Source organism: Burkholderia sp. Z1 (assembly GCF_014893795.1).
Taxonomy (GTDB): domain Bacteria; phylum Pseudomonadota; class Gammaproteobacteria; order Burkholderiales; family Burkholderiaceae; genus Burkholderia; species Burkholderia theae.
In genome coordinates this window covers 2,841,951-2,867,918 of the sequence record NZ_JACFYL010000001.1, presented here as the reverse complement: position 1 = coordinate 2,867,918, position 25,968 = coordinate 2,841,951, and the positions used below count along the sequence as shown (strand labels likewise).

Here is a 25,968-nt window from a genome sequence, read left to right as displayed (position 1 = left end):
TCGCGTTACTTCACACGCATGCCGGGCTTCGCGCCGCTGTGCGGCTCGAGGATGTAGAGGCCCGGCTCGGCCTTCTCGTCGGTGGCCGATGCAGCGAGCACCATCCCTTCCGACAGGCCGAACTTCATCTTGCGCGGCGCGAGGTTCGCGACCATCACCGTCAGCTTGCCGACGAGCTGCTCGGGCTGGTACGCGGACTTGATGCCCGAGAACACGTTGCGGGTCTTTTCCTCGCCGACGTCGAGCGTGAGCTGCAGCAGCTTGTCCGAGCCTTCGACGGCCTGGCACGCGACGATCTTCGCGATGCGCAGGTCGATCTTCGCGAAATCATCGATCGAGATGGGAGCGTCGTCGGCGCCGTTCACGACGGCCGGCTTCGCGTTCGCCTTGGCGTTCTTCGCGTCCTTCGCGGCGCCCGCGCTCGCAGCAGCCGCACCGGTTGCCTCGGCCTGCAGCGAATCGCGGTTCGCTGCGAGCAGCGCTTCGATCTGCTTCGCGTCGACGCGCGTCATCAGGTGCTGGTACGCCTTGATCGGCTGTTCCGACGACAGCGGGTTCGCCGCATCGGCCCACACGAGCGGCGCGATCCCGAAGAACGCCTCGACCGATTCGGCGACGCGCGGCATCACCGGCTTCAGCGCGAGCGACAGCAGGCGGAACGCCTCGAGGCTTACGCTGCAGGTTTCGTGCAGCGCGACCGCATTGGCGGGATCCTTTGCGAGATCCCACGGCTTCGCGCCGTCGACGTACGCATTCACTTCGTCCGCGAGCTCCATCGTGTGGCGCAGCGCGCGGCCGTATTCGCGTGCTTCATAGTTCGCGGCGATCTGCGGGATGGCATCGCGCAGCTTCGCGACGAGCGGATGGTTCATCGCGCTGTCCTGCACGCGGCCGTCGAAGCGCTTGATCAGGAAGCCCGCCGCGCGGCTCGCGATGTTCACGTACTTGCCGACGAGGTCGCTGTTCACGCGCGCCTGGAAGTCGTCGAGGTTCAGGTCGAGATCTTCCATCGTCGCGTTCAGCTTCGCCGCGAAGTAGTAGCGCAGCCATTCGGGGTTCAGGCCCGTGTCGATGTAGCTCTGCGCGGTGATGAACGTGCCGCGCGACTTCGACATCTTCGCGCCGTCGACCGTCAGGAAGCCGTGCGCGAACACGTTGGTCGGCGTGCGGTGGCCCGAGAACTCGAGCATCGCAGGCCAGAACAGCGTGTGGAAGTACAGGATGTCCTTGCCGATGAAGTGATACTGCTCGGTCTTCGAGCCCGGGCGGATCCATGCATCGAAGTCGATGCCGTTGCGATCGCACAGGTTCTTGAAGCTCGCGTAGTAACCGACCGGCGCGTCGAGCCACACGTAGAAATACTTGCCGGGCGCGCCCGGGATCTCGAAGCCGAAGTACGGCGCGTCACGCGAGATGTCCCAGTCGGCGAGCTTGGCCTCGCCGGCCTCGCCGAGCCATTCGCGCATCTTGTTGGTCGCTTCGGGCTGCGCGAGGCCGCTGACCCATTCGCGCAGGAACGACTCGCAGCGCGGGTCGGACAGGCGGAAGAAGTAGTGCTTCGACTTCTTGCGCACCGGCGTCGCGCCCGACACGACCGAATACGGGTTCAGCAGTTCGGTCGGCAGGTAGGTCGAGCCGCACACTTCGCAGTTGTCGCCGTACTGGTCCTTCGCGTGGCACTTCGGGCACTCGCCCTTGATGAAACGGTCCGGCAGGAACATTTCCTTGACCGGGTCGTACGCCTGCTCGATTTCACGCTCGGCGATCAGGCCGGCTTCCTGCAACGCGAGGTAGATCTTCTCGCTCAGCACGCGGTTCTCGTCCGAATCGGTCGAGTAGAAGTTGTCGAACGACACGCCGAAGCTGTCGAAGTCGCGCTTGTGCTCGGTCCACACGCGGTCGATCAGCTGCTTCGGCGTCAGGCCTTCCTTCTCCGCGCGCAGCATGATAGGCGTGCCGTGCGTATCGTCGGCGCCGATGTAGTAGACCTCATGGCCGTGCATTCGCAGCGCCCGCACCCAGATGTCGGTCTGGATGTACTCGACCAGGTGGCCGATGTGGATCTGCCCGTTGGCATAGGGCAGTGCGGACGTAACGAGGATCTGGCGGCTGCCTTGCGGCGCCGCAGCCTGCACGGAAGTGAGGTCGGATGCGGACATAGGGTCTGTAGAGGAACAGCGGAAAAACGACGGGAAAGTGCGATTCTAGCAGGGGCGCGGGCCAGCGAGGCCGGCAGGCGCCGCGACCGGGCGCCCGAAGGGATGGGGCCGCTTGAACGGCGTGCCCGACGGTAATGTGTTGCGATGCAGCACGAATTTCGCGGGCAAAAAAAACCGGGGCGGATACGGCCCCGGAGCAACAACGACAAGAGGAGAATGGTGACGCGCCGGCAACACCAGCCGCGTACCGTAAATACTGACCACGGGCTGCGACGGAAGTTCGAAATTTTTTTCGATTTGTTACCGGCCCCGGCGGACGCCTTGTCCGGCGGGGCTGCGCGAGCGGCGTGCCCGCGCGTTCTCCTCGCCGTGCGCTTACTGCGCCTGCGCTGCGCGCAGGTAGATTTCGACGCGACGGTTCTGTGCGCGGCCGGCTTCGGTCGCGTTGTCCGCGATCGGGTTCGATGCGCCCATGCCTTGCGCCGACAGACGGCCGCCGTTGACGCCGCGCTGCGCGAGTGCGTTCACGACGCTTTGCGCGCGGTTCTGCGACAACGTCTGGTTCAGCTGTGCCGAGCCCGTGCTGTCCGTGTAGCCGACGATCGATGCCGTCACTTGCGGGTTCTGGTTCAGCGTCGTCGCCAGGTCGTTCAGCAGCGGCGTGAAGGCCGGCGTGATCGCGTACTGGTTCGTCGCGAACGTCACCGCGCTCGGCACGTTCAGCTTCAGCGAGCCGTCCGGCTGCTCGGTCACCTGCGTGCCCGTCTGGGCTGCCGACGGCGCGAGCTTGTTCTTGATCGCTTGCCAGTTGTAGCCCGTCACGCCGCCGACCAGTGCGCCGACGCCCGCGCCGATCGCCGCGCCCTTGCCGCCGCCCGCCAGCGCGCCGATGCCTGCGCCCAGCGCCGCACCCGTGCCGGTACCGACGGCCGTGTTGGTGCCTTGCGGCGATGCGCAGCCGGCCAGCACTGCACCGGCCAGAGCGAAGACGGACAGGCGAGTCGCGATTTTCATGTTCATCTTGGATTCCTCTCTTGGTTGAACGAGTCGACAACGACAACAACAGTTACGGCTCCCCGCGCGGGCCGCCCGGAAAAGACGGGCCGGCCCGCGCTCGCGGCAGCCGCCGAGGCGGCCGCTTGCCCTGTCCGTCAGCGTGGCTGTTCGGACAGCGTGACGCGTCAGCCTCTACAATATAGGCGGTTAGTGGCCGATTTGGCCCCATAGCATGCCGCAGGCGAAGATTGCGCCGGGTCGCGCGTTCGCGCAATGGCGTGCAACAGATTCTTTCACTTTTCCCGATTTTCGCAGCGTAATTTGATATTTTTTGACGTTTGCGCGCGAGAAAAACGTTTTCATGGAGTTTCGATGAGCATTGACCGGGCACAAGTCGACGCCGCGCTGGCGGCAGTCGTCGACCCCAATACCGGCCGCCCGTATGCGGCGAGCAAGGGCGTGCGCAACGTCGCGATCGACGGCGACGTCGTGGCGCTCGACGTGGTGCTCGGCTACCCGGCGCGCAGCCAGCACGACGACGTGCGCGCGCGCATCGTCGCGGCGCTTCAGGCCGTGCCCGGCGTGCGCGACGCACGCGTCGCCGTGTCGCAGGAGATCGTTGCGCACACGGTGCAGCGCGGCGTGAAGCTGCTGCCGAACGTGAAGAACATCGTCGCGGTTGCGTCGGGCAAGGGCGGCGTCGGCAAGAGCACGACGGCCGTGAACCTCGCGCTCGCGCTCGCCGCGGAAGGCGCGTCGGTCGGCATCCTCGATGCCGACATCTACGGCCCGTCGCTGCCGACGATGCTCGGCATTCACGGCCAGCGTCCCGAGTCGCCCGACAACCAGTCGATGAACCCGCTCGTCGGCCACGGGCTGCAGGCGAATTCGATCGGCTTCCTGATCGAGGAAGACAACCCGATGGTGTGGCGCGGCCCGATGGCGACCTCCGCGCTCGAGCAGCTGCTGCGCCAGACCAACTGGCGCGAGCTCGACTACCTGATCGTCGACATGCCGCCCGGCACGGGCGACATCCAGCTCACGCTCGCGCAGCGCGTGCCCGTCACTGGCGCGGTGATCGTCACGACGCCGCAGGACATCGCGCTGCTCGACGCGAAGAAGGGCTTGAAGATGTTCGAGAAGGTCGGGATTCCGATCCTCGGCATCGTCGAGAACATGAGCATCCACATCTGCTCGAACTGCGGCCACGAGGAGCACATCTTCGGCGCCGGCGGGGCCGAGCGGATGGCCAAGGACTACGATGTGACCGTGCTCGGCAGCCTGCCGCTCGACATCGCGATCCGCGAGCGGGCCGACAGCGGCACGCCGACGGTCGCGGCCGAGCCGGACGGCGCGTTGGCACGTCGTTACCGCGATATCGCGCGCGGGGTCGCGCTGGCGATTGCCGAGCGCGCGCGCGACATGACGTCGAAGTTCCCGACGATCGTTGTTCAAAATACGTAAAACCCTTGCGGGGCGGGGCCTCAGGCTGTTTACGGCGCCGCGAGGCGCGGTATCATGGCGACTTTGCCCGGGTCCCTTTACCCGCCCGGCGCGGCCGTCGTATCAAACGGCCGTCAGCCGGCATGAGGATCGAATGAAACAACGACATCACGGCGTGCGCGCCGGCCGCGCGCGGCGCGCGCTGCTGGCCGCCGCCGCGCTGGGCCTGCTGGCCGGCTGTACCTCCTTTTCCTCGTCGCACGAAAAACGGGCCGACGCACAACTGCAGCCGACGGTCGGCTCGCAGGCGCGCGGCGCGGTGACGTTCGTCGAGCGCCCGGACGGCGTCCAGGTCACCTACAACCTGGTCGGCCTGCCGCCGAACAGCGATCATGCGCTGCAGGTGCACGAGCGCGGCGACTGCAACGCGGGCGACGGCTCGAGCGCCGGCCCGGTGTTCGCGCCGGCCGCCGACCGCCTGCGCGCGGGTGCCCGCGTCGCCGGCGATCTCGGCAACATCCATGCGGATGCGAACGGCGTCGCGGCCGGCTTCATCGTCGCTCCCGATCTGGCCCTCGATGGCGTGCGCTCGGCGATGAACCGCGCGGCGCTGGTGCACCGCGACTCGAGCGATCCCGCGTTTCCGCAGCACGGCGCGGGGCCCGCGCTCGCTTGCGGCGTGATCCGTTGACGGCTGCCGCGTGCGCCGCGCGATGATCGCGTAAAATGTCCGCCTTTCCCGGCCGCCGACCTGAACCGGCGGCCTTCGTTTCCCGTCACGCAGCGTTTCCTGGCGCCCCGATATGAGTATCAAGTCCGACAAATGGATTCGGCGCATGGCCGAAGAGCACAAGATGATCGAGCCGTTCATGCCCGATCAGGTTCGCGAGTCCGCGGACGGCCGCCGGATCGTCAGCTACGGCACGTCGAGCTACGGCTACGACATCCGCTGCGCGGACGAATTCAAGATCTTCACGAACATCAACTCGACGATCGTCGATCCGAAGAACTTCGACGAGGGTTCGTTTGTCGATTTCAAGGGCGACGTGTGCATCATCCCGCCGAACTCGTTCGCGCTGGCCCGCACCGTCGAATATTTCCGCATCCCGCGCACCGTGCTGACCGTCTGCCTCGGCAAGTCGACCTATGCGCGTTGCGGGATCATCGTCAACGTGACGCCGTTCGAACCCGAGTGGGAAGGCTACGTCACGCTGGAATTCTCGAATACCACGCCGTTGCCCGCGAAGATCTACGCGAACGAAGGCGTCGCCCAGGTGCTCTTCTTCGAGAGCGACGAAGTGTGCGACGTGTCGTATGCCGATCGCGGCGGCAAGTATCAGGGTCAGCGCGGTGTCACGCTGCCGAAAACCTGATCTGGTTGCATAACGTCTCACCAGTTTCCGGGTGACCGCTGCGCGTGACGCGCCGCGGTCGTTCTTTTTGGAGAATCGCCCATGAAGTTTCGTTTTCCCGTCGTCATCATCGACGAAGATTTCCGCTCCGAGAACATCTCGGGCTCCGGCATCCGGGCGTTGGCCGAAGCGATCGAGAAGGAGGGCGTCGAAGTCCTCGGCCTCACGAGCTACGGCGATCTGACGTCGTTCGCGCAGCAGTCGAGCCGCGCGTCGTGCTTCATCCTGTCGATCGACGACGACGAACTCATGCTCGGCGAAACCGGCCCGGACGGCGAGCTGCCGGAACTCGCGACCGCGATCATCGAGCTGCGCGCGTTCGTCACCGAAGTGCGCCGCCGCAACGCGGACATCCCGATCTTCCTGTACGGCGAGACGCGCACGTCGCGCCATCTGCCGAACGACATCCTGCGCGAACTGCACGGCTTCATCCACATGTTCGAGGACACGCCGGAGTTCGTCGCGCGCCACATCATCCGCGAGGCGAAGGTCTATCTCGACTCGCTCGCGCCGCCGTTCTTCAAGGAACTCGTCAAGTACGCGGACGAAGGCTCGTACTCGTGGCACTGCCCGGGCCACTCGGGCGGCGTCGCGTTCCTGAAGAACCCGCTCGGCCAGATGTTCCACCAGTTCTTCGGCGAGAACATGCTGCGCGCGGACGTCTGCAACGCGGTGGACGAACTCGGCCAGCTGCTCGACCACACGGGCCCGGTTGCCGCGTCCGAGCGCAATGCGGCGCGCATCTTCAGCGCCGACCACCTGTTCTTCGTGACCAACGGCACGTCGACGTCGAACAAGATCGTCTGGCACGCGACGGTCGCGCCGGGCGACATCGTGCTGGTCGACCGCAATTGCCACAAGTCGATCCTGCACGCGATCACGATGACGGGCGCGATTCCCGTGTTCCTCACGCCGACGCGCAACCATTTCGGCATCATCGGGCCGATCCCGCGCGACGAATTCAAGCCGGAGAACATCCGCAAGAAGATCGAGGCGAACCCGTTCGCGCGCGAGGCGCTGCGCGAGAACCCGGACATGAAGCCGCGGATCCTGACGATCACGCAGAGCACGTACGACGGCGTCGTCTACAACGTCGAGATGATCAAGGACCTGCTCGGCGACCTGCTCGACACGCTGCACTTCGACGAAGCGTGGCTGCCGCATGCGACGTTCCACGACTTCTACCGCGACATGCACGCGATCGGCGACGGCCGTCCGCGCACGGGCGCGCTCGTGTTCGCGACGCACTCGACGCACAAGCTGCTCGCCGGCATCTCGCAGGCGTCGCAGATCGTCGTGCAGGATTCGGAGAACCGCACGTTCGACAAGCACCGCTTCAACGAGGCGTACCTGATGCACACGTCGACGAGCCCGCAGTACGCGATCATCGCGTCGTGCGACGTCGCGGCGGCGATGATGGAGCCGCCGGGCGGCACCGCGCTCGTCGAGGAATCGATCGCCGAGGCGATCGATTTCCGTCGCGCGATGCGCAAGGTCGACGCCGAATACGGCGACGACTGGTTCTTCAGCGTGTGGGGCCCGGACAACCTGTCGGAAGAGGGCATCGGTTCGCGCGAAGACTGGATGCTGAAGCCGAACGACCACTGGCACGGCTTCGGCCCGCTCGCGGAAGGCTTCAACATGCTCGACCCGATCAAGGCGACGATCATCACGCCGGGGCTCGACGTCGACGGCGAGTTCGGCGAGACGGGCATCCCGGCCGCGATCGTCACGAAGTACCTGGCCGAGCACGGGATCATCGTCGAGAAGACCGGCCTGTACTCGTTCTTCATCATGTTCACGATCGGCATCACGAAGGGCCGCTGGAACTCGATGGTGACCGAGCTGCAGCAGTTCAAGGACGACTACGACAACAACCAGCCGCTGTGGCGCGTGCTGCCGGAATTCGTCGCGCAGCATCCGCGCTACGAGCGGGTCGGCCTGCGCGACCTGTGCACGCAGATCCACGACGTGTACCGCGCGAACGACATCGCGCGCCTGACGACGGAGATGTACCTGTCGGACATGGAACCGGCGATGAAGCCGTCGGACGCATTCGCGAAGCTCGCGCACCGCAAGATCGACCGCGTGCCGCTCGACGAGCTCGAAGGCCGCGTGACGAGCATCCTGCTGACGCCGTACCCACCGGGCATCCCGCTGCTGATTCCGGGCGAGCGCTTCAACAAGACGATCGTGAACTACCTGCGGTTCGCGCGCGACTTCAACGAGCGTTTCCCGGGCTTCCACACCGACATCCACGGCCTCGTCGCGGAAGAGGTGAACGGCCGCGTCGAGTACTTCGTCGACTGCGTGCGCGACTGATGGCGACGCACGGACGATTCCGGGCGATGTGCGCGGCGCTGGCCGCGCTCGTCGTCTGGGCGGCAGGGTTGGCTGGGCCGGGTGTCGCGCACGCGGAAGTCGCCGCGGCCGACCCGATCGACGTCGCGATGCGGCAATGCCTCGCGCGGCGCGACCGTTCGTCGACGGCCGGCCAGATCCAGTGCATGGGCGAAGCGCAGCAGCAGTGGCAGGCAGTGATGGACGGCGCTTATCAGCGCCTGTTGAAGGATGCACCGGCCGACGCGAAGCGCGGCTGGCAGGACAGCCAGCGTCATTGGCTTACGTGGCGCAAGGATGAAGTGCATTTGCTGAAGGCCGTGTACGACACGACGCGCGGCACCGCGTACGCGATGTCGAGCGCCGACCTGCAGCTGCAGCCCGTGCGCGACCGCGCGCTTGCGCTGCGCGGCGCAGCCGATCGCTATGCGCCGCTGCCCGCCGCCGTACCGGTCGCGACCAGCGGCGTGCAGGGCGGCGCGAGCGCGGCCCAGGACGCGCCTCAGAGCGCGGCCAAGCCGAATGGCAAGCCGGCGAACGCGCCGCGCGACCCGGCCGTGCGCCGCGTGCGGCCGTGCGAACAGGATGCCGCGTGCGAACACGCGCTGTTCGACCTGAACCGCTATTACCAGAAGCTGCGCCGCAAGATGCCCGCGCATTCGGCCGCGACGCTCGTGCGCGCGCAGCGTGCGTGGATCGCGTTCCGCGATGCGACCGCGCCGCTCGTCGGCGAGGACGGGCGCGTCGACCTGATCGGCGCGCGCATCGCGACGATGAAGCGGCTGTCGGAGACGGCCGGCAACAAATAAAGGCCGTCGCGACGCCGGTCGTTGGGCGACAACAAAACGGGCACCCTAGGGTGTCCGTTTGCATCTGGCTTGGCGGCGTGCGGCCTACGCAGGCTGTTGCGTGCCGTGCCGGCCGAACCACGACGGCACGAGCGCGACCGCATCGTCGAGTGACGCGAGCACGTGCAGGCTCAGCGCGACGATTTCAGGCGTCGGCGCCTTCAGGTCGGGCACGGTGACGACCGACGCGCCGGCACCCGCAGCCGACTGCGCGCCGAAATCGCTGTCCTCGAACGCGACGCACGCGTGCGCCGGCACGCCGAGGCGTTCGGCCGCGAGCCGGTAGACGGCCGGGTCGGGCTTGCCGCGCGCGACTTCGTCGCCGCCCGCGATTGCGCGAAAGAACGGCAGCACGCCGACCGCGTCGAGCCGCGTGCGGATCACGTCGCACGCGGACGACGACGCGACCGCGCACGGAATGCCCGCCTGCGCGAGCGTGTCGAGCAGCGCGAACGCGCCGGGCTTCAGCGGAAACTTCGGATGCGGTTCGGGCGCCGCGAGTTGTTCGCGCACGCGGGTGCGCACGGCGTCGAACGTATCGGGGTTGCCGATCAGCCGCGCCAGGATGACCTGGCCTTCGGCGAACGAGCGGCCGACGATCTGCAGGTAGTCGGTGGCGGTCAGCACGACACCGTGCGCATTCGACACGTCGATCCACGTGTTCATGATGGTCCGCTCGGAATCGACGAGCAGGCCGTCCATGTCGAAGAGCGCGGCGGAAAAGGTCATCGGCGGCATCCGGGAAGCAGGGAAGGCGAGGGGCGGCGCGATGGCCGCCCGAATGAAAAACGGACGCCGAGGGCGTCCGTCCGGAACAGCGGGCTTACTGGCCGAGCGCGGCGCGGGCCGCCTTGACCGCCGCGCGCACCTGGTCGGGTGCGGTGCCGCCCGGGTGGTTGCGGCTGGCGACCGAACCCTCGAGCGTCAGGTAGCCGAACACGTCGTCGCCGATCAGGTGCGCGACGTTCGGCAGTTCCTGCTTCATCTCGTCGAGCGTCAGTTCGGCCAGGTCGATGCCGCGGTCGTCGCAGATCTTCACCGCGTGCGCGACGGCTTCGTGCGCGTCGCGGAACGGCAGGCCGCGCTTCACGAGGTAGTCGGCGAGGTCGGTGGCGGTCGAGAAGCCCTGCAGCGCGGCCGCGCGCATCGCGTCCGGCTTCACGGTGATGCCCGCGACCATTTCGGCGAAGATCCGCAGCGTGTCGGCGATCGTGTCGACCGTGTCGAACAGCGGTTCCTTGTCTTCCTGGTTGTCCTTGTTGTACGCGAGCGGCTGGCCCTTCATCAGCGTGAGGAGCGCCATCAGGTGGCCGTTCACGCGGCCCGTCTTGCCGCGCGCGAGCTCGGGCACGTCCGGGTTCTTCTTCTGCGGCATGATCGAGCTGCCGGTGCAGAAGCGGTCGGCGATGTCGATGAAGCCGACGCGCGGGCTCATCCACAGCACGAGTTCTTCGGAGAAGCGCGACACGTGCGTCATCACGAGCGCGGATGCCGCGGTGAATTCGATCGCGAAGTCGCGATCGGATACCGCGTCGAGCGAGTTCGCGCAGATGCCGTCGAAGCCGAGCGTCTTCGCGACCGCATGACGGTCGATCGGGTAGCTGGTGCCCGCAAGCGCGGCCGCGCCGAGCGGCAGGCGGTTCACGCGGGTGCGGCAGTCGCGCATGCGCTCGGCGTCGCGCGAGAACATCTCGACGTACGCGAGCAGGTGGTGGCCGAACGTGACGGGCTGCGCGACCTGCAGGTGCGTGAAGCCCGGCATGATCGTGTCGGCGTTCTGTTCCGCGAGGTCGAGCAGCGCGCCGCGCAGGTCGTTCAGCAGGCCGCCGATGCGGTCGATCTCGCCGCGCAGCCACAGGCGGATGTCGGTCGCAACCTGGTCGTTGCGCGAGCGGCCCGTGTGCAGGCGCTTGCCGGCATCGCCGATCAGCGCGGTCAGGCGCGCCTCGATGTTCAGGTGGACGTCTTCGAGGTCGAGCTGCCATTCGAATTCGCCGCGCTCGATCTCGCCCTTGATCTGCGCCATCCCGCGTTCGATTGCCGCCAGGTCGTCGGCGCTGATGATCTTCTGCGCGGCGAGCATGTTCGCGTGCGCGAGCGAGCCGGCGATGTCGACGAGCGCAAGGCGCTTGTCGAAAAACACCGACGACGTGTAGCGCTTGACCAGCTCCGACATCGGTTCCGAGAAGCGGGCCGACCAGGCCTCGCCCTTTTTGTGCAGTTGGGACGTCATGGCGATTCTTCGAAGGGGAGTTGGGCGGCGTGCGCCGCCGAGGGAATCCCGCGATTCTAACATTCGCGGGCCTGCCCGCCGACGCGCGCAGCCGTTCGCGGCGGCCCGCCGGCCGTTGCCCCGGCGTGGCCCGGCCCGTTCAGTCGCGCACGAGCACGACCAGCTTCAGGTCCTCGCGGTGCGCGGGCTTCAGCGTGATCTGCTGGTACACGAGGCGGCCGTCGGCCGGATGGTCGAATTCGCGCAGGCCGCCTTCGCGCTCGAACACGTCCTGCGACGCCCAGTACTGCGCGAACGCATCGCTGCCGGCGGTCAGCGCGTCGATCAGCGCGCGCGTCGGCGCATCGGCCAGGTGACGGATCGAATCGGCGCGGAATTCGGCCGCGAGCCGCCGCGCGCGGGTTTCCCAGTCGACGATCAGCGTGCGCGCGGCCGGCGACATGAACGTGAAGCGCAGCAGGTTGCGGTCGTGCTCGCCGTCGAGCCAGCCGGAAAACAGCGCGGCGGCCGGCGCGTTCCACGCGAGCGCGTTCCATTGCCGGTCGAGCACGTACGCGGGCGTCGCGATCGCCGCGACGGTCGCGGCGAGCGTCGGCGGCAGGTCGCCGCCCGCGACGTCGGGCTCGGCCGGGTCGCGCTGCGCGGCCAGCTCGAACAGGTACGCGCGCTCGGCCTTCGACAGTTGCAGCGCGACGGCGATCCGCGCGAGTGCGTCGGCCGACGCCGACACGGGGCGGCCCTGTTCGATCCACGTGTACCAGGTCGGGCTGACGCCGCACAGTTGCGCGACTTCCTCGCGCCGCAGCCCCGGCGTGCGGCGGCGCGGGCCGGGCGGCAGGCCGACGGCCTGCGGCGACAGCCGCTCGCGATGGGCACGGATGAATTCGCCGAGCGCGCGGGCGGGCGTGGCGTCGAGCGGCGGGACGGGGGCGGAGGACGGGTGGTTCATGCGGAAACGGCGAAGTGGAAGCGAGGACGCGGCAATAGACAGGTGTATCGAATACCAGAATAACTGCTTAACTTGTACTGGTACAAACGCAGGCCTATTGTAGCGGCTCGCGCGCTGACAGGCAGCGGGCGTCCCACAAAACGCGTGCATGGGGCTGGAGCGGCGCTGAAGCGCTCACTCCGGTCGACCGCACAAAGGAGCGAACGATGAAACACCACGACCAGGTCGCCGACGCATTCGGCACGACGGCCGCCGCCTATCTGACGAGCACGGTCCACGCGACGGGGGCCGATCTGCAGACGCTCGCCGACGCGGTGCGCGCGACGCCCGATGCCGCAGTGCTCGACCTCGGCTGCGGTGCCGGTCATGCGAGCTTCGCGGTCGCGCCGCACGTGCGCGACGTGGTCGCATACGATCTCGCCGCGCCGATGCTCGCGACCGTCGACGCGGCCGCACGCGAGCGCGGGCTCGCGAACATTCGCACGCAACAGGGCCCGGCCGAACGGCTGCCGTTCGACACCGCGACGTTCGACTGGGTCGTGAGCCGGATGAGCGCGCACCACTGGCACGACATGCGCGCGGCGCTCGCCGAGGTGCGCCGCGTGCTGAAACCGGGCGGCCGAGTGCTGATGATCGACATCGCGGGCAACGATCATCCGTTGCTCGACACGTACCTGCAGGCCGCGGAAGTGCTGCGCGACGCATCGCACGTGCGCGATTACCGCGCCGACGAGTGGCTCGCGATGTTCCGCGATGCGGGCTTCGACGCACAGGTGCACAGCCGCTGGCGGTTGCCGATCGATTTCGACACGTGGGTCGAGCGCATCCGCACGCCGGCCGACAGCGTCGCCGGCATTCGCGCGCTGTGGGCGCATGCGCCAGACGAGGTGCGCGGCTATTACGCGGTGCAGCCCGACGGTTCGTTCGAGCACGACGCGCTGCTGATCGACGCGCGCTGACCGCGCGGCGCGGCTCGCCGGCGCGTTTCGCCGTCCGATGAAAAAAGCCGCGATACGCACCGTGGGCACGGTGGCGTATCGCGGCTTTCGCGATGCCGGCCGGCGCGGAACGGGCCCGCGCCGGATGCGGATCAGCCCGTGTTGCGCAGGCCGGCCGCGATCCCGTTGATCGTCAGGTGAATCCCGCGGCGCAGCCGCGCGTTCGTGTCGCCCGCGCGGTGACGCTTGATCAGCTCGACCTGCAGGTGATTCAGCGGATCGAGATACGGGAAGCGGTTCGTGATCGAGCGCGCGAGCAGCGGGTTGGTCGCGAGACGGCCTTCGTGTCCCGTGATTTCCGCCAGGGCCTGCGACGTGCGCTCCCATTCCGCGACGATCCGCTCGAACACGTGCTTGCGCAGCTTGCGGTCGGCGACGAGTTGCGCGTAGCGCGACGCGACCGCGAGATCGGTCTTCGCGAGCACCATGTCCATGTTCGACAGCAGGTTCGCGAAGAACGGCCAGGTCTTGTTCATCTTCTTCAGCAGCGCGACGCGCTTGGTGCGCTCGGTGTCGTCCGGCGCGCCGTCGAGATACGCGCTCACCGCGCTGCCGAAGCCGTACCAGCCGGTCAGCAGCAGCCGGCACTGGCCCCACGAGAAGCCCCACGGAATCGCGCGCAGATCCTCGATCTTGCGCTGCTTCGGATCCTGCAGCTTGCGCGAGGCCGGACGGCTGCCGATGTTCAGCTCGGCGATCTCGGTGATCGGCGTCGACGAGAAGAAGTAGTCGGTGAAGCCGGGCGTTTCGTAGACGAGCGCTCGGTACGCGGCCATCGCCGAGTCGGACAGCGTCTGCATCGCGGCCTCGAACGCGGGCAGTTGCGCGGGGGCGTTCGATTGCGGCAGCAGCGATGCCTCGAGCGTCGCGGCGACGACCGTCTCGAGGTTGCGCCGGCCGATCTCCGGGTTCGCGAACTTGCTCGCGATCACCTCGCCCTGTTCGGTCAGGCGGATCTGGCCGTTCACGGTGCCCGGCGGTTGCGACAGGATCGCCTGGTAGGTCGGGCCGCCGCCGCGGCCGACCGTGCCGCCGCGGCCGTGGAACAGCCGCAGCGTGATCTTGCGGTCGCGGAACAGGTCGACGAGCGCGAGTTCCGCACGGTACAGCTCCCAGTTCGACGTGAGGAAACCGCCGTCCTTGTTGCTGTCCGAGTAGCCGAGCATCACTTCCTGCTCGGCGCCCTGGTGCGCGATCAGCGCATCGATGCCCGGCAGCGCGAAGTATTCGCGCATGATGCGCGACGCGTCGCGCAGGTCGGGGATCGTCTCGAACAGCGGGATCACCATCAGGCTGTTCTTCGCATGGCTGCCCGGTACGCCGAGCGTGCCTTCGAGCAGCCCCGTCTCCTTCTGCAGCAGCAGCACCTCGACGAGGTCGCTGACGGTTTCCGTATGCGAAATGATGTAGTTGCGCACGGCGCGTGCGCCGAATTGCGCGCGCACGTCGCGCGCCTTCTCGAACACGCCGAGCTCGCTCTGCGCGAGCGCCGAGTATTCGATGTACGGCGAGCGCAGCGGACGCGGATCGGCGAGCGCGGCGAGCAGCACGCGCAGCTTGTCTTCCTCGGCGAGCGCCGCGTAGTCGGCCTCGACGCCCGCGCGTGCGAACAGCTCGGCGACCACGGCTTCATGGATGTCGGAGCTCTGGCGCAGGTCGATGCTCGCGAGATGGAAGCCGAACACTTCGGCCGCGCGCACGAGCGGCGCGAGGCGCGGCGCGGCGAGCGACGTGCCGTGGTGTTCGTCGAGCGACGCGGTCAGCACCTTCAGGTCGGCGACGAACGCTTCGGAATCCGCATACGGGATCGCGCGCACGGGCGGCGCGCCGCGGCCCGCGCTGCGCACGGGCACGGTGCCTTCGCCCACGCGCACGCGCGCGCTCGCGGCGAGCCGCGTGTAGATGCCGATCAGCGCGCGGCGATACGGTTCGTCGACACGGTGCGGCGACTGGTCGGGCGATGCCGCCGCGAGCGCCTTCACGGCGTCGTTCGCGCCGACGAGCAGGTTCGACACCGAAAGCTCGGCGCCCAGCTTGTGCACCTGTTCCAGATAGTGTTCGAGGATCACCGCGGCCTGGCGGTTGATCGCTTCGTCGAGCGTCGGCGCAGTCACGTTCGGGTTGCCGTCGCGATCGCCGCCGATCCAGCTGCCCATCTGGAAGAACGCGGGCACCCGCGCGGACAGGCCGTGCTCGGCGAGCGCGGCCTCGATGTCGCCGTACAGCGCCGGCAGCTCGTCGAGGAAGGTTGCGCGGTAGTACGACAGCGCGTTCTCGATCTCGTCGCCGACCGTCAGGCGCGCGTCGCGCAGCATGCGGGTCTGCCACAGCGCGGTCACGCGCGCGCGCAGCATCGATTCGTTGTACTGGCGCTCGCGCGTGGTCAGCTCCTGGTCGCGCTCGGCGAGCAGGCGCGCGATGTCGTGCTGTGCGTCGAGGATGCTCTTGCGCTGCACTTCGGTCGGGTGCGCGGTCAGCACCGGCACGATCAGCGCATCGTCGAAGAAGCGCTGCAGCAGGCGCTTCGACGCGTTGCCGGTCGTCTTCAGCTGCTCGAGCGCGTACGCGACGGTGCCGGGCTGCGGCGCGGAGCCGGCCAGCGCGTGGATGCGGCGGCGGCGGTTGTGGTGGCGGTCTTCCGCGATGTTCGCGAGATGCGAGAAATAGCTGAACGCGCGCACGACGCTCACCGTCTGCTCCGGCGTCAGCTTGCGCAGTTTCTTCTCGAGCGTCTGCGCGGCTTCGCTGTCGTCCTCGCGGCGGAACTTGACCGCGGTCTGGCGGATCGTCTCGACGACGTCGAACACGGTGTCGCCTTCCTGCTCGCGCACGACGTCGCCGAGCAGGCGGCCGAGGAAGCGGATGTCCTCGAACAGCGGGCCATCCTTGTCCTCGCGCGTGCGCGTGCCGGACTTCGGCGCGCCGGCCGTGCGGGCAGCGGGGCCGGCGGTTTTCGGCGCGCGTTTTGTCTGACGTATCGGGTCTTTCGGTTTCGTTGCCGTTTTCGCACGGCCGTTCGCGGCGGTGGCGACAGTGCCCGTCGGGGCGTCGGAGGAGGACTGGGCAGCATTGCGGCGCGCCGTACGCGCCGATCCGGAAGACTTCACGATGGGTTTCCTTGGGAAAGCTCGAGTCAAAAGGAACTGCGAAAACTGCGGGAACTGCGGTCAAGCAACCAGCTACGTGCGGCACATCCGCACATCGGCGCCGCGACCCGCGCAGGGGCCGGTCGGGCGCAGGCTCCGAGCCCGGGCGGGCCGGGGCGTGCGTGCTACCATTGTTCGATCTTCAATCCCGTCCTTCGATGTTCCAGCAATGAATTCCGAGACCCTTGCGGCCGGGCCGCAACAGGCACAGCCGCCCGCGACGTTGACGATTGCTTCGCGCGAGAGCCGCCTGGCGATGTGGCAAGCCGAACATGTGCGTGATGCGCTGCGCAAATTATATCCAGCTTGTGACGTGAAAATCCTCGGGATGACGACCCGGGGCGATCAGATTCTCGATCGCACGCTGTCGAAGGTCGGCGGCAAGGGCCTGTTCGTGAAGGAACTGGAGAGCGCGCTGGCCGACGGCCGCGCCGATCTCGCCGTGCATTCGCTGAAGGATGTGCCAATGGCGCTGCCCGACGGCTTCTCGCTTGCCGCGATCATGGAGCGCGAGGATCCGCGCGACGCGTTCGTGTCGAACGACTACGCGTCGCTCGACGCGCTGCCGGCCGGCGCGGTCGTCGGCACGTCGAGCCTGCGTCGCGAGGCGATGCTGCGCTCGCGCTATCCGCACCTCGACGTGCTGCCGCTGCGCGGCAACCTCGACACACGCCTCTCGAAACTCGACCGCGGCGACTACGCGGCGATCATCCTCGCGGCCGCCGGCCTGAAGCGCCTCGGCCTCGAAGCGCGGATCCGCGCGCTGCTCGACGTCGAGGCGAGCCCGCCCGCGGCCGGCCAGGGCGCGCTCGGCATCGAGATCGCGGCGCACCGCGACGACGTCGCGGCCTGGCTCGCACCGCTGCACGACCGGCAGACCGCGCTCGCGGTCGAGGCCGAGCGGATGGTGTCGCGCGCGCTCGGCGGCAGCTGCGAGGTGCCGCTCGCCGCGCACGCGGTGTGGCGAGCGGGCGAACTGTACCTGACGGGCCGCGTGTCGACGACCGACGGCAAGCGCGTGCTGACGGCCGAGGAGTGCGGTGCGGTCGTGACCGTCGCCGATGCGCTCGCGCTCGGCCGCGCGGTGTCCGACGATCTCGAGGCGCAAGGTGCGCTCGACATCGTCCGCGCACTGCTCGCCGCCGGCTCGCCGGCCGGCAAGGGCGACGCCTGATGGCGGGCGGCGCGCGCGCGTTCACCGCCGTCCTGACGCGCCCGGACGGCCAGTCGGACACGCTCGCCGCGCAACTGGCCGACGCCGGTTGCGACGTGCTCGAATTCCCGCTGATCGACATTGCGCCGGTCGACGATCCGGCGCCGCTCGACACCGCGTTCGCGGCGCTTGCCGACTACGCGCTCGTGATTTTCGTGTCGCCGAACGCGATCGACCGCGCGCTCGCGCAGTACGGTGCGATCTGGCCGAACGCGCTGCCGGTCGGCGTGGTCGGGCCCGGCAGCGTCGCGGCGCTCGAGCGTCACGGCATCGCGGCGCCCGCGCACCGCGTGATCGCGCCGCAGGCGCCGGCCGACGGCGGCGTGCCCCATTACGATTCGGAAAGCCTGTTCGCGTGCATCGAGGCTGCATTCGGCGGCGCGCAGGCGCTGGCAGGCAAGCGCGTGCTGATCGTGCGCGGCGACGGCGGGCGCGAATGGCTCGCCGACCGGCTGCGCGACGCCGGCGCGGACGTGACGCTCGTTGCCGCGTACCGGCGCGTCGTGCCCGAGCCGCGCGTCGGCGCATGGGAGCGCGTGCATGCGCTGCTCGACGGCGCACCGCATGCGTGGCTCGTCACGAGCTCGGAAGGCGTGCGCAACCTGCACGAACTCGCGCGGGCGCACCTGAACGATGCCGAGATCGATGCGCTGAAGCATGCGCCGCTCGTGACACCGCACCCGCGCATCGAGCAGACCGCGCGTACATTGGGTTTTGATAGGATTACGCTGACCGGCGCGGGCGATGAGCGCATCGTCCGCGCGTTTCGAACGATGGCCGCCGAGGCCGTCCAACCGGCGACAGCCGCACCGGTGACTAAACGCATGACAGATACCAACGATTCCAAAAGCGTCGCTTCCCAGCCGGCCGCTGCATCCGCACCGCCGTCTCGCCCCCCGTACATGGCGTCCGAACCGCCCGCGCGCCGCGGCGGTAGCGCGCTGCTGTGGTTCGTCGTCGTCGTGCTCGGCTGTGCGGCGGGTGTCGGCGGTTATGCGCTGAACCGCAAGATCGACCGGCTCGACGGCTCGTTCGTCACGCGCCAGAAGGCGCTCGACGCGCAGACGGCCGAAACGCGCATGAAGACCGAGCAGGCGCTCGCGAGCACGCATCAGGTCGACACGCAGCTCGCGCAGCTCGACGGCAAGCTTGCCGACGCGCAGAGCGCGCAGCAGGCGCTGCAGCAGCAATACCAGGACCTGTCGCGCAACCGCGATGCGTGGATGCTCGAGGAAGTCGACCAGATGCTGTCGAGCGCGAGCCAGCAGCTTCAACTGACGGGCAACACGCAACTCGCGCTGATCGCGCTGCAGAACGCCGACGCGCGTCTCGCGACGTCGCAGAGCGCGCAGGCCGTCACGGTGCGCAAGGCGCTCGCGCTGGACATCGAGAAGCTGAAGGCCGCGCCGGCGGCTGATCTCACCGGCCTCGCGATCAAGCTCGACGATGCGATCGGCAAGATCGACGCGCTGCCGCTGTCCGGCGAGGCGATCGTGCCGCACGAGGCGCCGAAGGCCGCGCCGGTCGACGCCGCGGCGTCGGCCGTGGCCGGCGAGCCGCGCTGGAAGGTGTGGTGGCACGACTTCTCGGCCGGTCTCGGCCAGCAGCTGAAGGGCCTCGTGCAGGTGCGCCGGATCGACAACGCGGACGCGATGCTCGCGTCGCCCGACCAGGGCTACTTCGTGCGCGAGAACGTGAAGCTGCGCCTGCTCACCGCGCGGCTGTCGCTGCTCGCACGCAACGACAGCGCGATGAAGGCCGACCTGCACGCCGCGCAGGCGTCGCTCGGGAAGTATTTCGATCAGGCATCGAAGGACACGCAGACCGTCGAGGATCTGCTCAAGCAGGTTGACGGCGCATCGCTGACGGTCGCGGTGCCGAACCTGAACACGAGCCTGAACGCCGTTCAGCAGTTCAAGAGCCGGGGGTAACGATGACGCTTCGAGGAATCGTCTGGCTCGCGGTCCTGTTCGCGATCGCCGCGGCGCTCGCCACCGTCGGGCATTTCGACGCGGGGCAGGTGCTGCTCGTCTATCCGCCGTACCGGGTCGACGTGTCGCTGAACCTGTTCGTGATCGCCATCGTCGTGCTGTTCATCGTCATGTATGCGCTGCTGCGCATCGTGCGCAACATCTGGCGCATGCCGCAGCGGGTCGCCGCGTATCGTGTGCGTTCGCGCAACGAGAAGGCGCAGGCGTCGTTGCGCGATGCAATCGCGAACCTGTATGCGGGTCGTTTCTCGCGCGCGGAAAAGGCCGCGCGTGAGGCGCTGTCGGTCGACGCGAACCTGGGTGCGGCGAGCCTCGTCGCGGCCACCGCCGCGCACCGGATGCACGAGTACACGCGCCGCGACGACTGGCTGTCGAAGGTCGACGCGCCCGAGTGGCAGGATGCACGGCTGCTCGCCGCGGCCGACATGCGCGCGGATGCGCGCGATGCCGACGGCGCGCTCGCCGCGCTGGCCGACTTGCAGGCGGGTGGCAAACGCATCCATGCGCAGCAGGTTGCGCTGCGCGCACAGCAGCAGTTGAAGAACTGGGCCGAAGTGCTGAAGCTCGCGAAGGCGCTCGAGAAACGCGAGGCGCTGCATCCGGCCGCGGCCGTGCGGCTGCGCCAGCAGGCCGCGGAAAACCTGCTGCGCGAACGCCGGCACGATCCGGACGCGCTGCTTGAGGTGTGGCAGTCGCTGTCGCCGGTCGAGCGCCAGTCGCCGCGTCTTGCCGATCTCGCGGCCGACCTGCTGGTGCCGCTCGAGCGTCGCAACGAAGCGCGCCGCATCGTCGAGGAAGCGCTTGCGCACAACTGGGACGCGCGCCTGCTGCGTCGTTACCCGGACACGGCCGGCGCCGATGCGCTGCCGCTGATCCAGAAGGCCGAAGGCTGGAAGAAGGATCACCCGGAAGATGCCGACCTGCTGTTCGCGCTCGGCCGCCTCTGCCAGCAGCAGCAACTGTGGGGCAAGGCGCAATCGTTCCTCGAAGCGGCGCTGAAGCTGGCCGACAACGAGGCGCTGAAGGTGCGTGCGCACCGCGCGCTCGCACGCCTGTTCGAGCATCTCGGCGAAACCGACAAGGCCGCGAAGCACTACCGCGAAAGCGCGCTCGCGATCACCGTGGTCTGACGCGGGCGGGCGGCTGCTTGCCGCTCCGCGAAAAAAGCCCCGAACGCCATCCGGCCTTCGGGGCTTTTTTATCCTGCTGCCGGCGGTCAGCCGGCATCGAGAGATGGATGCGATACGCGGCGTGCAGTATCGCTACGCGTCGAGCTTGCGCAAAAGGTCGTCTTCGGACGCGACGAACCACACCGACCGCCCGCGATTGGATTCGCGCACGAGGGCGTGGAACGCTTCGCTGCGTGCGACCCAGCGGTCGATGTCGCCGATCACGCCGAGTCGCAAGCCGTAGTTGACGAATTTCTGCAGCATCGCGCCCGCGAGCCCGCTTTCGAGCCGGTAGAAATCGTCGTGCAGCGCGTCGGCGGGGACCGCGATCCAGTCGACTTCATGTTCGTGCGCGAGCGCGACGAGGTCCAGCGCATCGCTTTCCCGCTGCAAGACCTGGGCGGACGTATCCCGGACCAGCACGCGGGTGCCGGCTGCTTCGATGATTCGGTGGTGCATGCCTGTTGGCTCCGTCGAGATGATCATTAGGTGCGGTGCGTCACTTGTCCACGAGCTGCTTCGGCACCGACAGCGCGAGCAGCCCGCCAAGCACGAGGAATCCCGCGAGCATATACATGCCCGCGTCGTTGGCGCCCGTCGCCTGCTTGAGCCAGCCCATCAGGTAGGGGCTCAGGAAACCCGCGAGGTTGCCGATCGAGTTGATCATCGCGATGCCGGCCGCGGCGGCCGCACCGCCGAGGAACGCGGTCGGCAGGCTCCAGAACAGCGGCAGCGTGGTCAGGATGCCGATCGTCGCGAGCGTGAGGCCGAGCATCGCGAGCGCGGTCTGGTGCGCCCAGATCACCGACAGCACGAGCCCGACCGCGCCGATCGCGGCGGGAATCGCGAGGTGCCAGCGGCGTTCGCGGTGCTTGTCCGCGCTGCGCGCGATCAGGATCATCGCGACCACCGCGGCCGCATACGGAATCGCCGACAGCAGGCCGATCGCGACCGTGTCGGTGACGCCCGTCGCCTTGATGATGGTCGGCAGCCAGAAGCCGACGCCGTAGAGCCCCATCACGAACGAGAAGTAGATGAGCGCCATCAGCAACACGCGCGGGCTGGCCAGCACGGCGCCGAGCGGCAGGTCCTGCTTTGTCGCTTCTTCCGCGTCGACGTTGCGTGCGAGCAGTGCTTTTTCCTCGTCAGTCAGCCAGTTCGCTTTCGCGATCCGGTCGTCGAGCTTGAGGAACACGACGACGCCGACGAGCACCGACGGGATGCCTTCGAGCAGGAACAGCCATTGCCAGCCGTGCCACCCGCTGATGCCGTCGAACGCCTTCAGGATGAAGCCCGAGAGCGGCCCGCCGATCACGCCGGACAGCGCGACGGCCGTCATGAAGAAGGTCGTCATCCGGCCGCGCCGGTGCGCGGGATACCAGTAGGTGAGGTAGAGGATCACGCCGGGGAAGAAACCCGCTTCGGCGACGCCGAGCAGGAAGCGCATCACATAGAACATCGTGGGCGTCGTGACGAACATCGTCAGGATCGAGATCACGCCCCACGTCGCCATGATCCGCGCGATCCACAGGCGCGCGCCGACCTTGTGCAGGATGATGTTGCTCGGCACCTCGAACAGGAAATAGCCGAAGAAGAAGATCCCGGCACCGAGCCCGTAGACGGTGTCGCTCAGGTTCAGGTCGCTCGCCATCTGCAGCTTCGCGAACCCGACGTTCACGCGGTCGAGATACGCGACCACGTAGCACAGCAGCAGGAGCGGCGTGAGCCGCCACGACACCTTGCGGTAGGTTGCTTCCTCGAATGCGCCGGACGAACCCGGCAGCGACTGCGTCGATGTTGCCATGTTGTCTCCTGTCTATTTATGGTTGGCCGGAGCCGGCGCATCGGCGCCCGATCCGGTTTCGTGCGAAGCAATGCGTGGATGGGGTGCCGGCCGGTGAATCCCGGCGCGACGCGCGAACAGCCGGGTGACACTAGATGCAGCGCCCGCCGTCGACCTCGAGGCAGACGCCCGTGATGAATTCGGCCTCGTCGGATGCCAGGTAAAGCGCTGCGTTGGCGATGTCCTGTGGCGTCGAGAAGCGGCCGAGCGGGATCGTCGCGAGGAAGCGGCGGCGGTTGTCGGGCGTGTCCTCGCAGCCCATGAACTCGGTCATCAGCGCCGTTTCTCCGAGCACGGGATTGATGCAGTTCACGCGGATGCGGTCGGCGCCGAGCTCGGCCGCGAGCGACTTGCTCGCGGTGATCATCGCGCCCTTCGTGCTGTTGTACCAGACGAGGCCCGGGCGCGGCCGCACGCCGGCCGTCGACGCGACGTTCACGAACACGCCGCCGCCCTGTTCGCGGAAGTACGGAACGAAGGTCTGCACGCACCAGAACAGGCTCTTCATGTTGACGGCGTACACGCGGTCGAATTCGGCTTCCGTGACGTCGAGCACCGGCTTGTTGCGGTGCGTGGTGCCCGCGTTGTTCACGACGATCTGCACCGAATGGAAATCGTCGAGCGCGGCCTGCAGCAGCGCGCGCCAGTCGTCGTCCTTCGACACGTCGCCGGCCACCGCGATCGCCTTGCCGCCCGCGAGCGCGATCTCGCTCGCGACGCGCTCGGCCGCCGCGCCGTTCAGGTCGTTGACGACGACGTTCGCGCCTTCGCGCGCGTAGGTCTTCGCGATGCCTTCGCCGAAACCCGAGCCGCCGCCCGTGACGATGGCCGTCTTGCCGCTCAACCGCATGGTGTGTCTCCTGTGCTGGTGATGAGAGTCGTCGTGTATCGACAGGCGGCCGACCGCTGCCGGCCGCGTTTCGCGTGCCGTGCGTTCAGCCGTGCCGGATCGCGATCGTCTTCAGCGCCGTGAAACCGTACAGCGCCTCGAAGCCTTTCTCGCGGCCATGGCCCGAGTGGCCGACGCCGCCGAACGGCAGTTCGACGCCGCCGCCCGCGCCGTAGTTGTTGATGAACACCTGGCCCGCGCGCAGGCGCCGCGCGAGCCGCATCTGACGTGCGCCGTCGCGCGTCCAGATGCCTGCGACGAGGCCGTACGGCGTGCCGTTCGCGAGCGCGACGGCTTCGTCTTCGTCGACGAAACGCATCGCGGCGAGCACCGGGCCGAACACTTCCTCCTGCGCGAGCCGGTGCGACGGCGGCACGTCGCGCAACAGCGCGGGCGCCTGGTAGAAGCCGCTTTCGGGCGCGTCGGCGACGACCTGCCCATGCGCGGCCATCGGAATGCCGTCGTGCTGCGCGTCGGACAGGAAATCCCACACGCGCTGCTGCTGTTTCGCGTTGATCAGCGGGCCGCAGTCGAGATCGGCGCGGCTCGGGCCGACGCGCAGCCCGTTGAACGCGGTGGCGAGCCGTTCGACGAGCGGCTCGTAGACCGCGCGCTCGATCAGCACGCGGCTGCCGGCCGAGCAGGTCTGCCCGCCGTTCTGCACGATCGCCGATACGAGCACCGGCAGCGCCGCTTCGAGATCGGCATCGGCGAACACGATCTGCGGCGACTTGCCGCCGAGTTCGAGCGTGACGGGCACGTGGTTCTCGGCCGCCATTTGCGTGACCAGTTTGCCGGTGGCCGGCGAGCCCGTAAACGAGATGTGGTCGATGCCCGGATGGCGCGCGAGCGCGGCGCCGGCTTCATGACCGTAGCCGGTGACGATGTTGAGCGCGCCGGCCGGCAGCCCGGCCTCGGCGGCCAGCTCGGCGACGCGCAGCACCGACAGGCACGCATCCTCGGCCGGCTTGACGACGCACGCGTTGCCGGCCGCGAGCGCCGCGCCGACGCTGCGCCCGAAGATCTGCATCGGGTAGTTCCACGGCACGATGTGACCGGTGACGCCGTGCGGCTCGCGCACCGTCAGCACCGTGTAGCCGGCCTGATAGGGAAGGGTTTCGCCGTGCAGCTTGTCGGCCGCGCCCGCGTAGAACTCGAAGTAGCGCGCGAGCGCGGCCGCGTCGGCGCGCGCCTGCTTCAGTGGCTTGCCGGTGTCGCGCGCCTCGATCGCCGCGAGTTCCTCCAGCGAATCGGTCACGCGCGCCGACAGCCGCATCAGCACGCGGCCACGCTCGGCGGCGCTCGCGGCGCCCCATGCGCCCGCGAATGCGTCGCGGGCCGCGGCGACCGCGCGCTCGATGTCGGGCGCGGTGCCGCGCGCGATCGTCGCGAACGGCTGACCGTCGGACGGATCGACGACCGCGATCGTTTCCAGTTGCGCGGGCAACGTCCATTCGCCTGCGATGAAGTGCTTAGCTTCTTCCATGCCTGCTCCTGTCGACCTGAGTTAGCGCTTCAGCGCTTACTCGGGTCCCATGCTTCGCGGTCGACCGGCGCCGGCGCGTCAGCGCCGCCGCCGATTCCATACAACGCCGCCTGTCGTTCGACGGCCGGACATCCGGAACCGATTATCGCGCCGATCGTCACCCGGATGCCACCGGTCGATTGGCTATAATGGCGCATTCCCTTGGGGGACGCCCGCGGCGCTGCATCGGTCGCGGCGCCCTGTCCCGAATTCCCATCGACCTACAGAGAGCGCTCATGAGCTTCAATCATGTTCCGGCCGGCAAGGACCTGCCGCAAGATTTCAACGTGATCATCGAGATTCCCGCCCAAAGCGATCCGGTGAAGTATGAGGCGGACAAGGAGCTGGGTCTCCTCGTCGTCGACCGCTTCATCGGCACGGGCATGCGCTATCCGGTGAACTACGGCTACATCCCGCAGACGCTGTCGGGCGACGGCGATCCGGTCGACGTGCTGGTGATCACGCCGTTCCCGCTGCTGGCCGGCTCGATCGTGCGTTCGCGCGTGCTGGGCATGCTGCAGATGACCGACGAGTCGGGCGTCGACGCGAAGCTGGTCGCGGTGCCGCACGACAAGGTCTGCCCGATGACGGCGAGCCTGAAGTCGATCGACGACGTGCCCGAGTACCTGAAGGACCAGATCAAGCACTTCTTCGAGCAATACAAGGCGCTCGAGAAGGGCAAGTGGGTGAAGGTCGAAGGCTGGGCCGGCATCGAAGCGGCGCACAAGGAAATCACCGACGGCGCAGCGAACTACAAGAAGTAAGCAGCATGCCGGCCCGACGGCCGGTTCGTGCGAAACGCAAACCGCGCGTG

The 25,968-nt window shown here is 68.1% G+C and carries 21 protein-coding genes; 10 read left to right on the top strand and 11 right to left on the bottom strand.

Features of this window, described 5'->3' with window-relative positions:
- Positions 1-5: 5 nt before the first annotated feature.
- The 3 genes from metG to H3H55_RS13265 all read right to left on the bottom strand — a co-directional run bounded on the left by metG (position 6) and on the right by H3H55_RS13265 (position 3,518).
- The gene (gene metG, locus H3H55_RS13275) at positions 6-2,159 is read right to left on the bottom strand and encodes a methionine--tRNA ligase (protein WP_193098850.1); all 2,154 of its coding nucleotides are present in this window, start codon (positions 2,157-2,159) and stop codon (positions 6-8) included.
- 375 nt (positions 2,160-2,534) lie between these two features.
- Positions 2,535-3,179, bottom strand: coding sequence for an OmpA family protein (locus H3H55_RS13270; RefSeq protein ID WP_129512723.1), 645 nt, complete (start codon positions 3,177-3,179; stop codon positions 2,535-2,537).
- Between the two features lie 183 nt (positions 3,180-3,362).
- Positions 3,363-3,518, bottom strand: a complete 156-nt coding sequence (locus tag H3H55_RS13265; RefSeq protein WP_164991964.1) for a hypothetical protein — start codon at positions 3,516-3,518, stop codon at positions 3,363-3,365.
- A gap of 9 nt (positions 3,519-3,527) precedes the next feature.
- Between H3H55_RS13265 and apbC the strand changes: the two genes are divergently transcribed.
- The 5 genes from apbC to H3H55_RS13240 all read left to right on the top strand — a co-directional run bounded on the left by apbC (position 3,528) and on the right by H3H55_RS13240 (position 9,159).
- Positions 3,528-4,619, top strand: coding sequence for an iron-sulfur cluster carrier protein ApbC (gene apbC, locus H3H55_RS13260; RefSeq protein WP_129512722.1), 1,092 nt, complete (start codon positions 3,528-3,530; stop codon positions 4,617-4,619).
- Between the two features lie 133 nt (positions 4,620-4,752).
- Positions 4,753-5,289: a superoxide dismutase [Cu-Zn] gene (gene sodC, locus H3H55_RS13255; protein WP_129512721.1), complete on the top strand. Its 537-nt coding sequence runs from the start codon at positions 4,753-4,755 to the stop codon at positions 5,287-5,289.
- 112 nt (positions 5,290-5,401) lie between these two features.
- Positions 5,402-5,971, top strand: a complete 570-nt coding sequence (gene dcd / locus H3H55_RS13250) for a dCTP deaminase (protein WP_047898759.1) — start codon at positions 5,402-5,404, stop codon at positions 5,969-5,971.
- A gap of 81 nt (positions 5,972-6,052) precedes the next feature.
- Complete coding sequence (locus H3H55_RS13245; protein WP_006497175.1) at positions 6,053-8,332, top strand: arginine/lysine/ornithine decarboxylase; 2,280 nt, start codon at positions 6,053-6,055, stop codon at positions 8,330-8,332.
- Positions 8,332-9,159, top strand: a complete 828-nt coding sequence (locus tag H3H55_RS13240) for a lysozyme inhibitor LprI family protein (protein WP_193098849.1) — start codon at positions 8,332-8,334, stop codon at positions 9,157-9,159. Before H3H55_RS13245 ends, H3H55_RS13240 begins: the two co-directional genes overlap by 1 nt.
- An 84-nt stretch (positions 9,160-9,243) precedes the next feature.
- Here H3H55_RS13240 and H3H55_RS13235 read toward each other — a convergent pair whose 3' ends face one another.
- The 3 genes from H3H55_RS13235 to H3H55_RS13225 form a co-directional block, all read right to left on the bottom strand.
- Positions 9,244-9,927: an HAD family hydrolase gene (locus H3H55_RS13235; protein WP_193098848.1), complete on the bottom strand. Its 684-nt coding sequence runs from the start codon at positions 9,925-9,927 to the stop codon at positions 9,244-9,246.
- Between the two features lie 94 nt (positions 9,928-10,021).
- Positions 10,022-11,431 carry an argininosuccinate lyase gene (argH, locus tag H3H55_RS13230; RefSeq protein WP_193098847.1) on the bottom strand — a complete coding sequence of 470 codons (1,410 nt, stop codon included), beginning with the start codon at positions 11,429-11,431 and terminating at the stop codon, positions 10,022-10,024.
- 139 nt (positions 11,432-11,570) lie between these two features.
- Positions 11,571-12,380, bottom strand: coding sequence for a helix-turn-helix transcriptional regulator (locus H3H55_RS13225; protein ID WP_129512718.1), 810 nt, complete (start codon positions 12,378-12,380; stop codon positions 11,571-11,573).
- 206 nt (positions 12,381-12,586) lie between these two features.
- On the opposite strand from H3H55_RS13225, the gene H3H55_RS13220 reads away from it, so the two are divergent.
- Positions 12,587-13,339, top strand: a complete 753-nt coding sequence (locus tag H3H55_RS13220; protein ID WP_193098846.1) for a class I SAM-dependent methyltransferase — start codon at positions 12,587-12,589, stop codon at positions 13,337-13,339.
- Positions 13,340-13,470: 131 nt separating this feature from the next.
- Here H3H55_RS13220 and ppc read toward each other — a convergent pair whose 3' ends face one another.
- Positions 13,471-16,485 carry a phosphoenolpyruvate carboxylase gene (ppc, locus tag H3H55_RS13215; protein WP_193098845.1) on the bottom strand — a complete coding sequence of 1,005 codons (3,015 nt, stop codon included), beginning with the start codon at positions 16,483-16,485 and terminating at the stop codon, positions 13,471-13,473.
- Between the two features lie 208 nt (positions 16,486-16,693).
- Here ppc and hemC point away from each other — a divergent pair, with 208 nt between their 5' ends.
- From hemC to H3H55_RS13200, 3 genes are read left to right on the top strand one after another with little or no spacing between them, the layout of a single operon-like run.
- Positions 16,694-17,698: a hydroxymethylbilane synthase gene (gene hemC, locus H3H55_RS13210; RefSeq protein ID WP_193098844.1), complete on the top strand. Its 1,005-nt coding sequence runs from the start codon at positions 16,694-16,696 to the stop codon at positions 17,696-17,698.
- Positions 17,698-19,668: a fused uroporphyrinogen-III synthase HemD/membrane protein HemX gene (gene hemDX, locus H3H55_RS13205; protein ID WP_193098843.1), complete on the top strand. Its 1,971-nt coding sequence runs from the start codon at positions 17,698-17,700 to the stop codon at positions 19,666-19,668. Before hemC ends, hemDX begins: the two co-directional genes overlap by 1 nt.
- Positions 19,669-19,670: 2 nt before the next feature.
- Positions 19,671-20,858 carry a heme biosynthesis protein HemY gene (locus H3H55_RS13200; protein WP_193098842.1) on the top strand — a complete coding sequence of 396 codons (1,188 nt, stop codon included), beginning with the start codon at positions 19,671-19,673 and terminating at the stop codon, positions 20,856-20,858.
- Between the two features lie 132 nt (positions 20,859-20,990).
- On the opposite strand, the gene H3H55_RS13195 is transcribed toward H3H55_RS13200, so the two are convergent.
- The 4 genes from H3H55_RS13195 to H3H55_RS13180 all read right to left on the bottom strand — a co-directional run bounded on the left by H3H55_RS13195 (position 20,991) and on the right by H3H55_RS13180 (position 25,115).
- On the bottom strand, positions 20,991-21,356 hold the full coding sequence (locus H3H55_RS13195) for a DUF4180 domain-containing protein (protein WP_048249178.1): 366 nt from the start codon (positions 21,354-21,356) through the stop codon (positions 20,991-20,993).
- A gap of 40 nt (positions 21,357-21,396) precedes the next feature.
- On the bottom strand, positions 21,397-22,701 hold the full coding sequence (locus H3H55_RS13190) for an MFS transporter (protein ID WP_193098841.1): 1,305 nt from the start codon (positions 22,699-22,701) through the stop codon (positions 21,397-21,399).
- A 130-nt stretch (positions 22,702-22,831) separates the two neighbouring features.
- Entirely contained in the window at positions 22,832-23,590 is a 759-nt protein-coding gene (locus H3H55_RS13185; protein ID WP_129512711.1) for an SDR family oxidoreductase, read from the bottom strand.
- 85 nt (positions 23,591-23,675) lie between these two features.
- On the bottom strand, positions 23,676-25,115 hold the full coding sequence (locus H3H55_RS13180) for an aldehyde dehydrogenase family protein (RefSeq protein WP_129512710.1): 1,440 nt from the start codon (positions 25,113-25,115) through the stop codon (positions 23,676-23,678).
- 275 nt (positions 25,116-25,390) lie between these two features.
- On the opposite strand from H3H55_RS13180, the gene ppa reads away from it, so the two are divergent.
- Positions 25,391-25,918: an inorganic diphosphatase gene (ppa, locus tag H3H55_RS13175; protein ID WP_193098840.1), complete on the top strand. Its 528-nt coding sequence runs from the start codon at positions 25,391-25,393 to the stop codon at positions 25,916-25,918.
- Positions 25,919-25,968 lie beyond the last annotated feature (50 nt).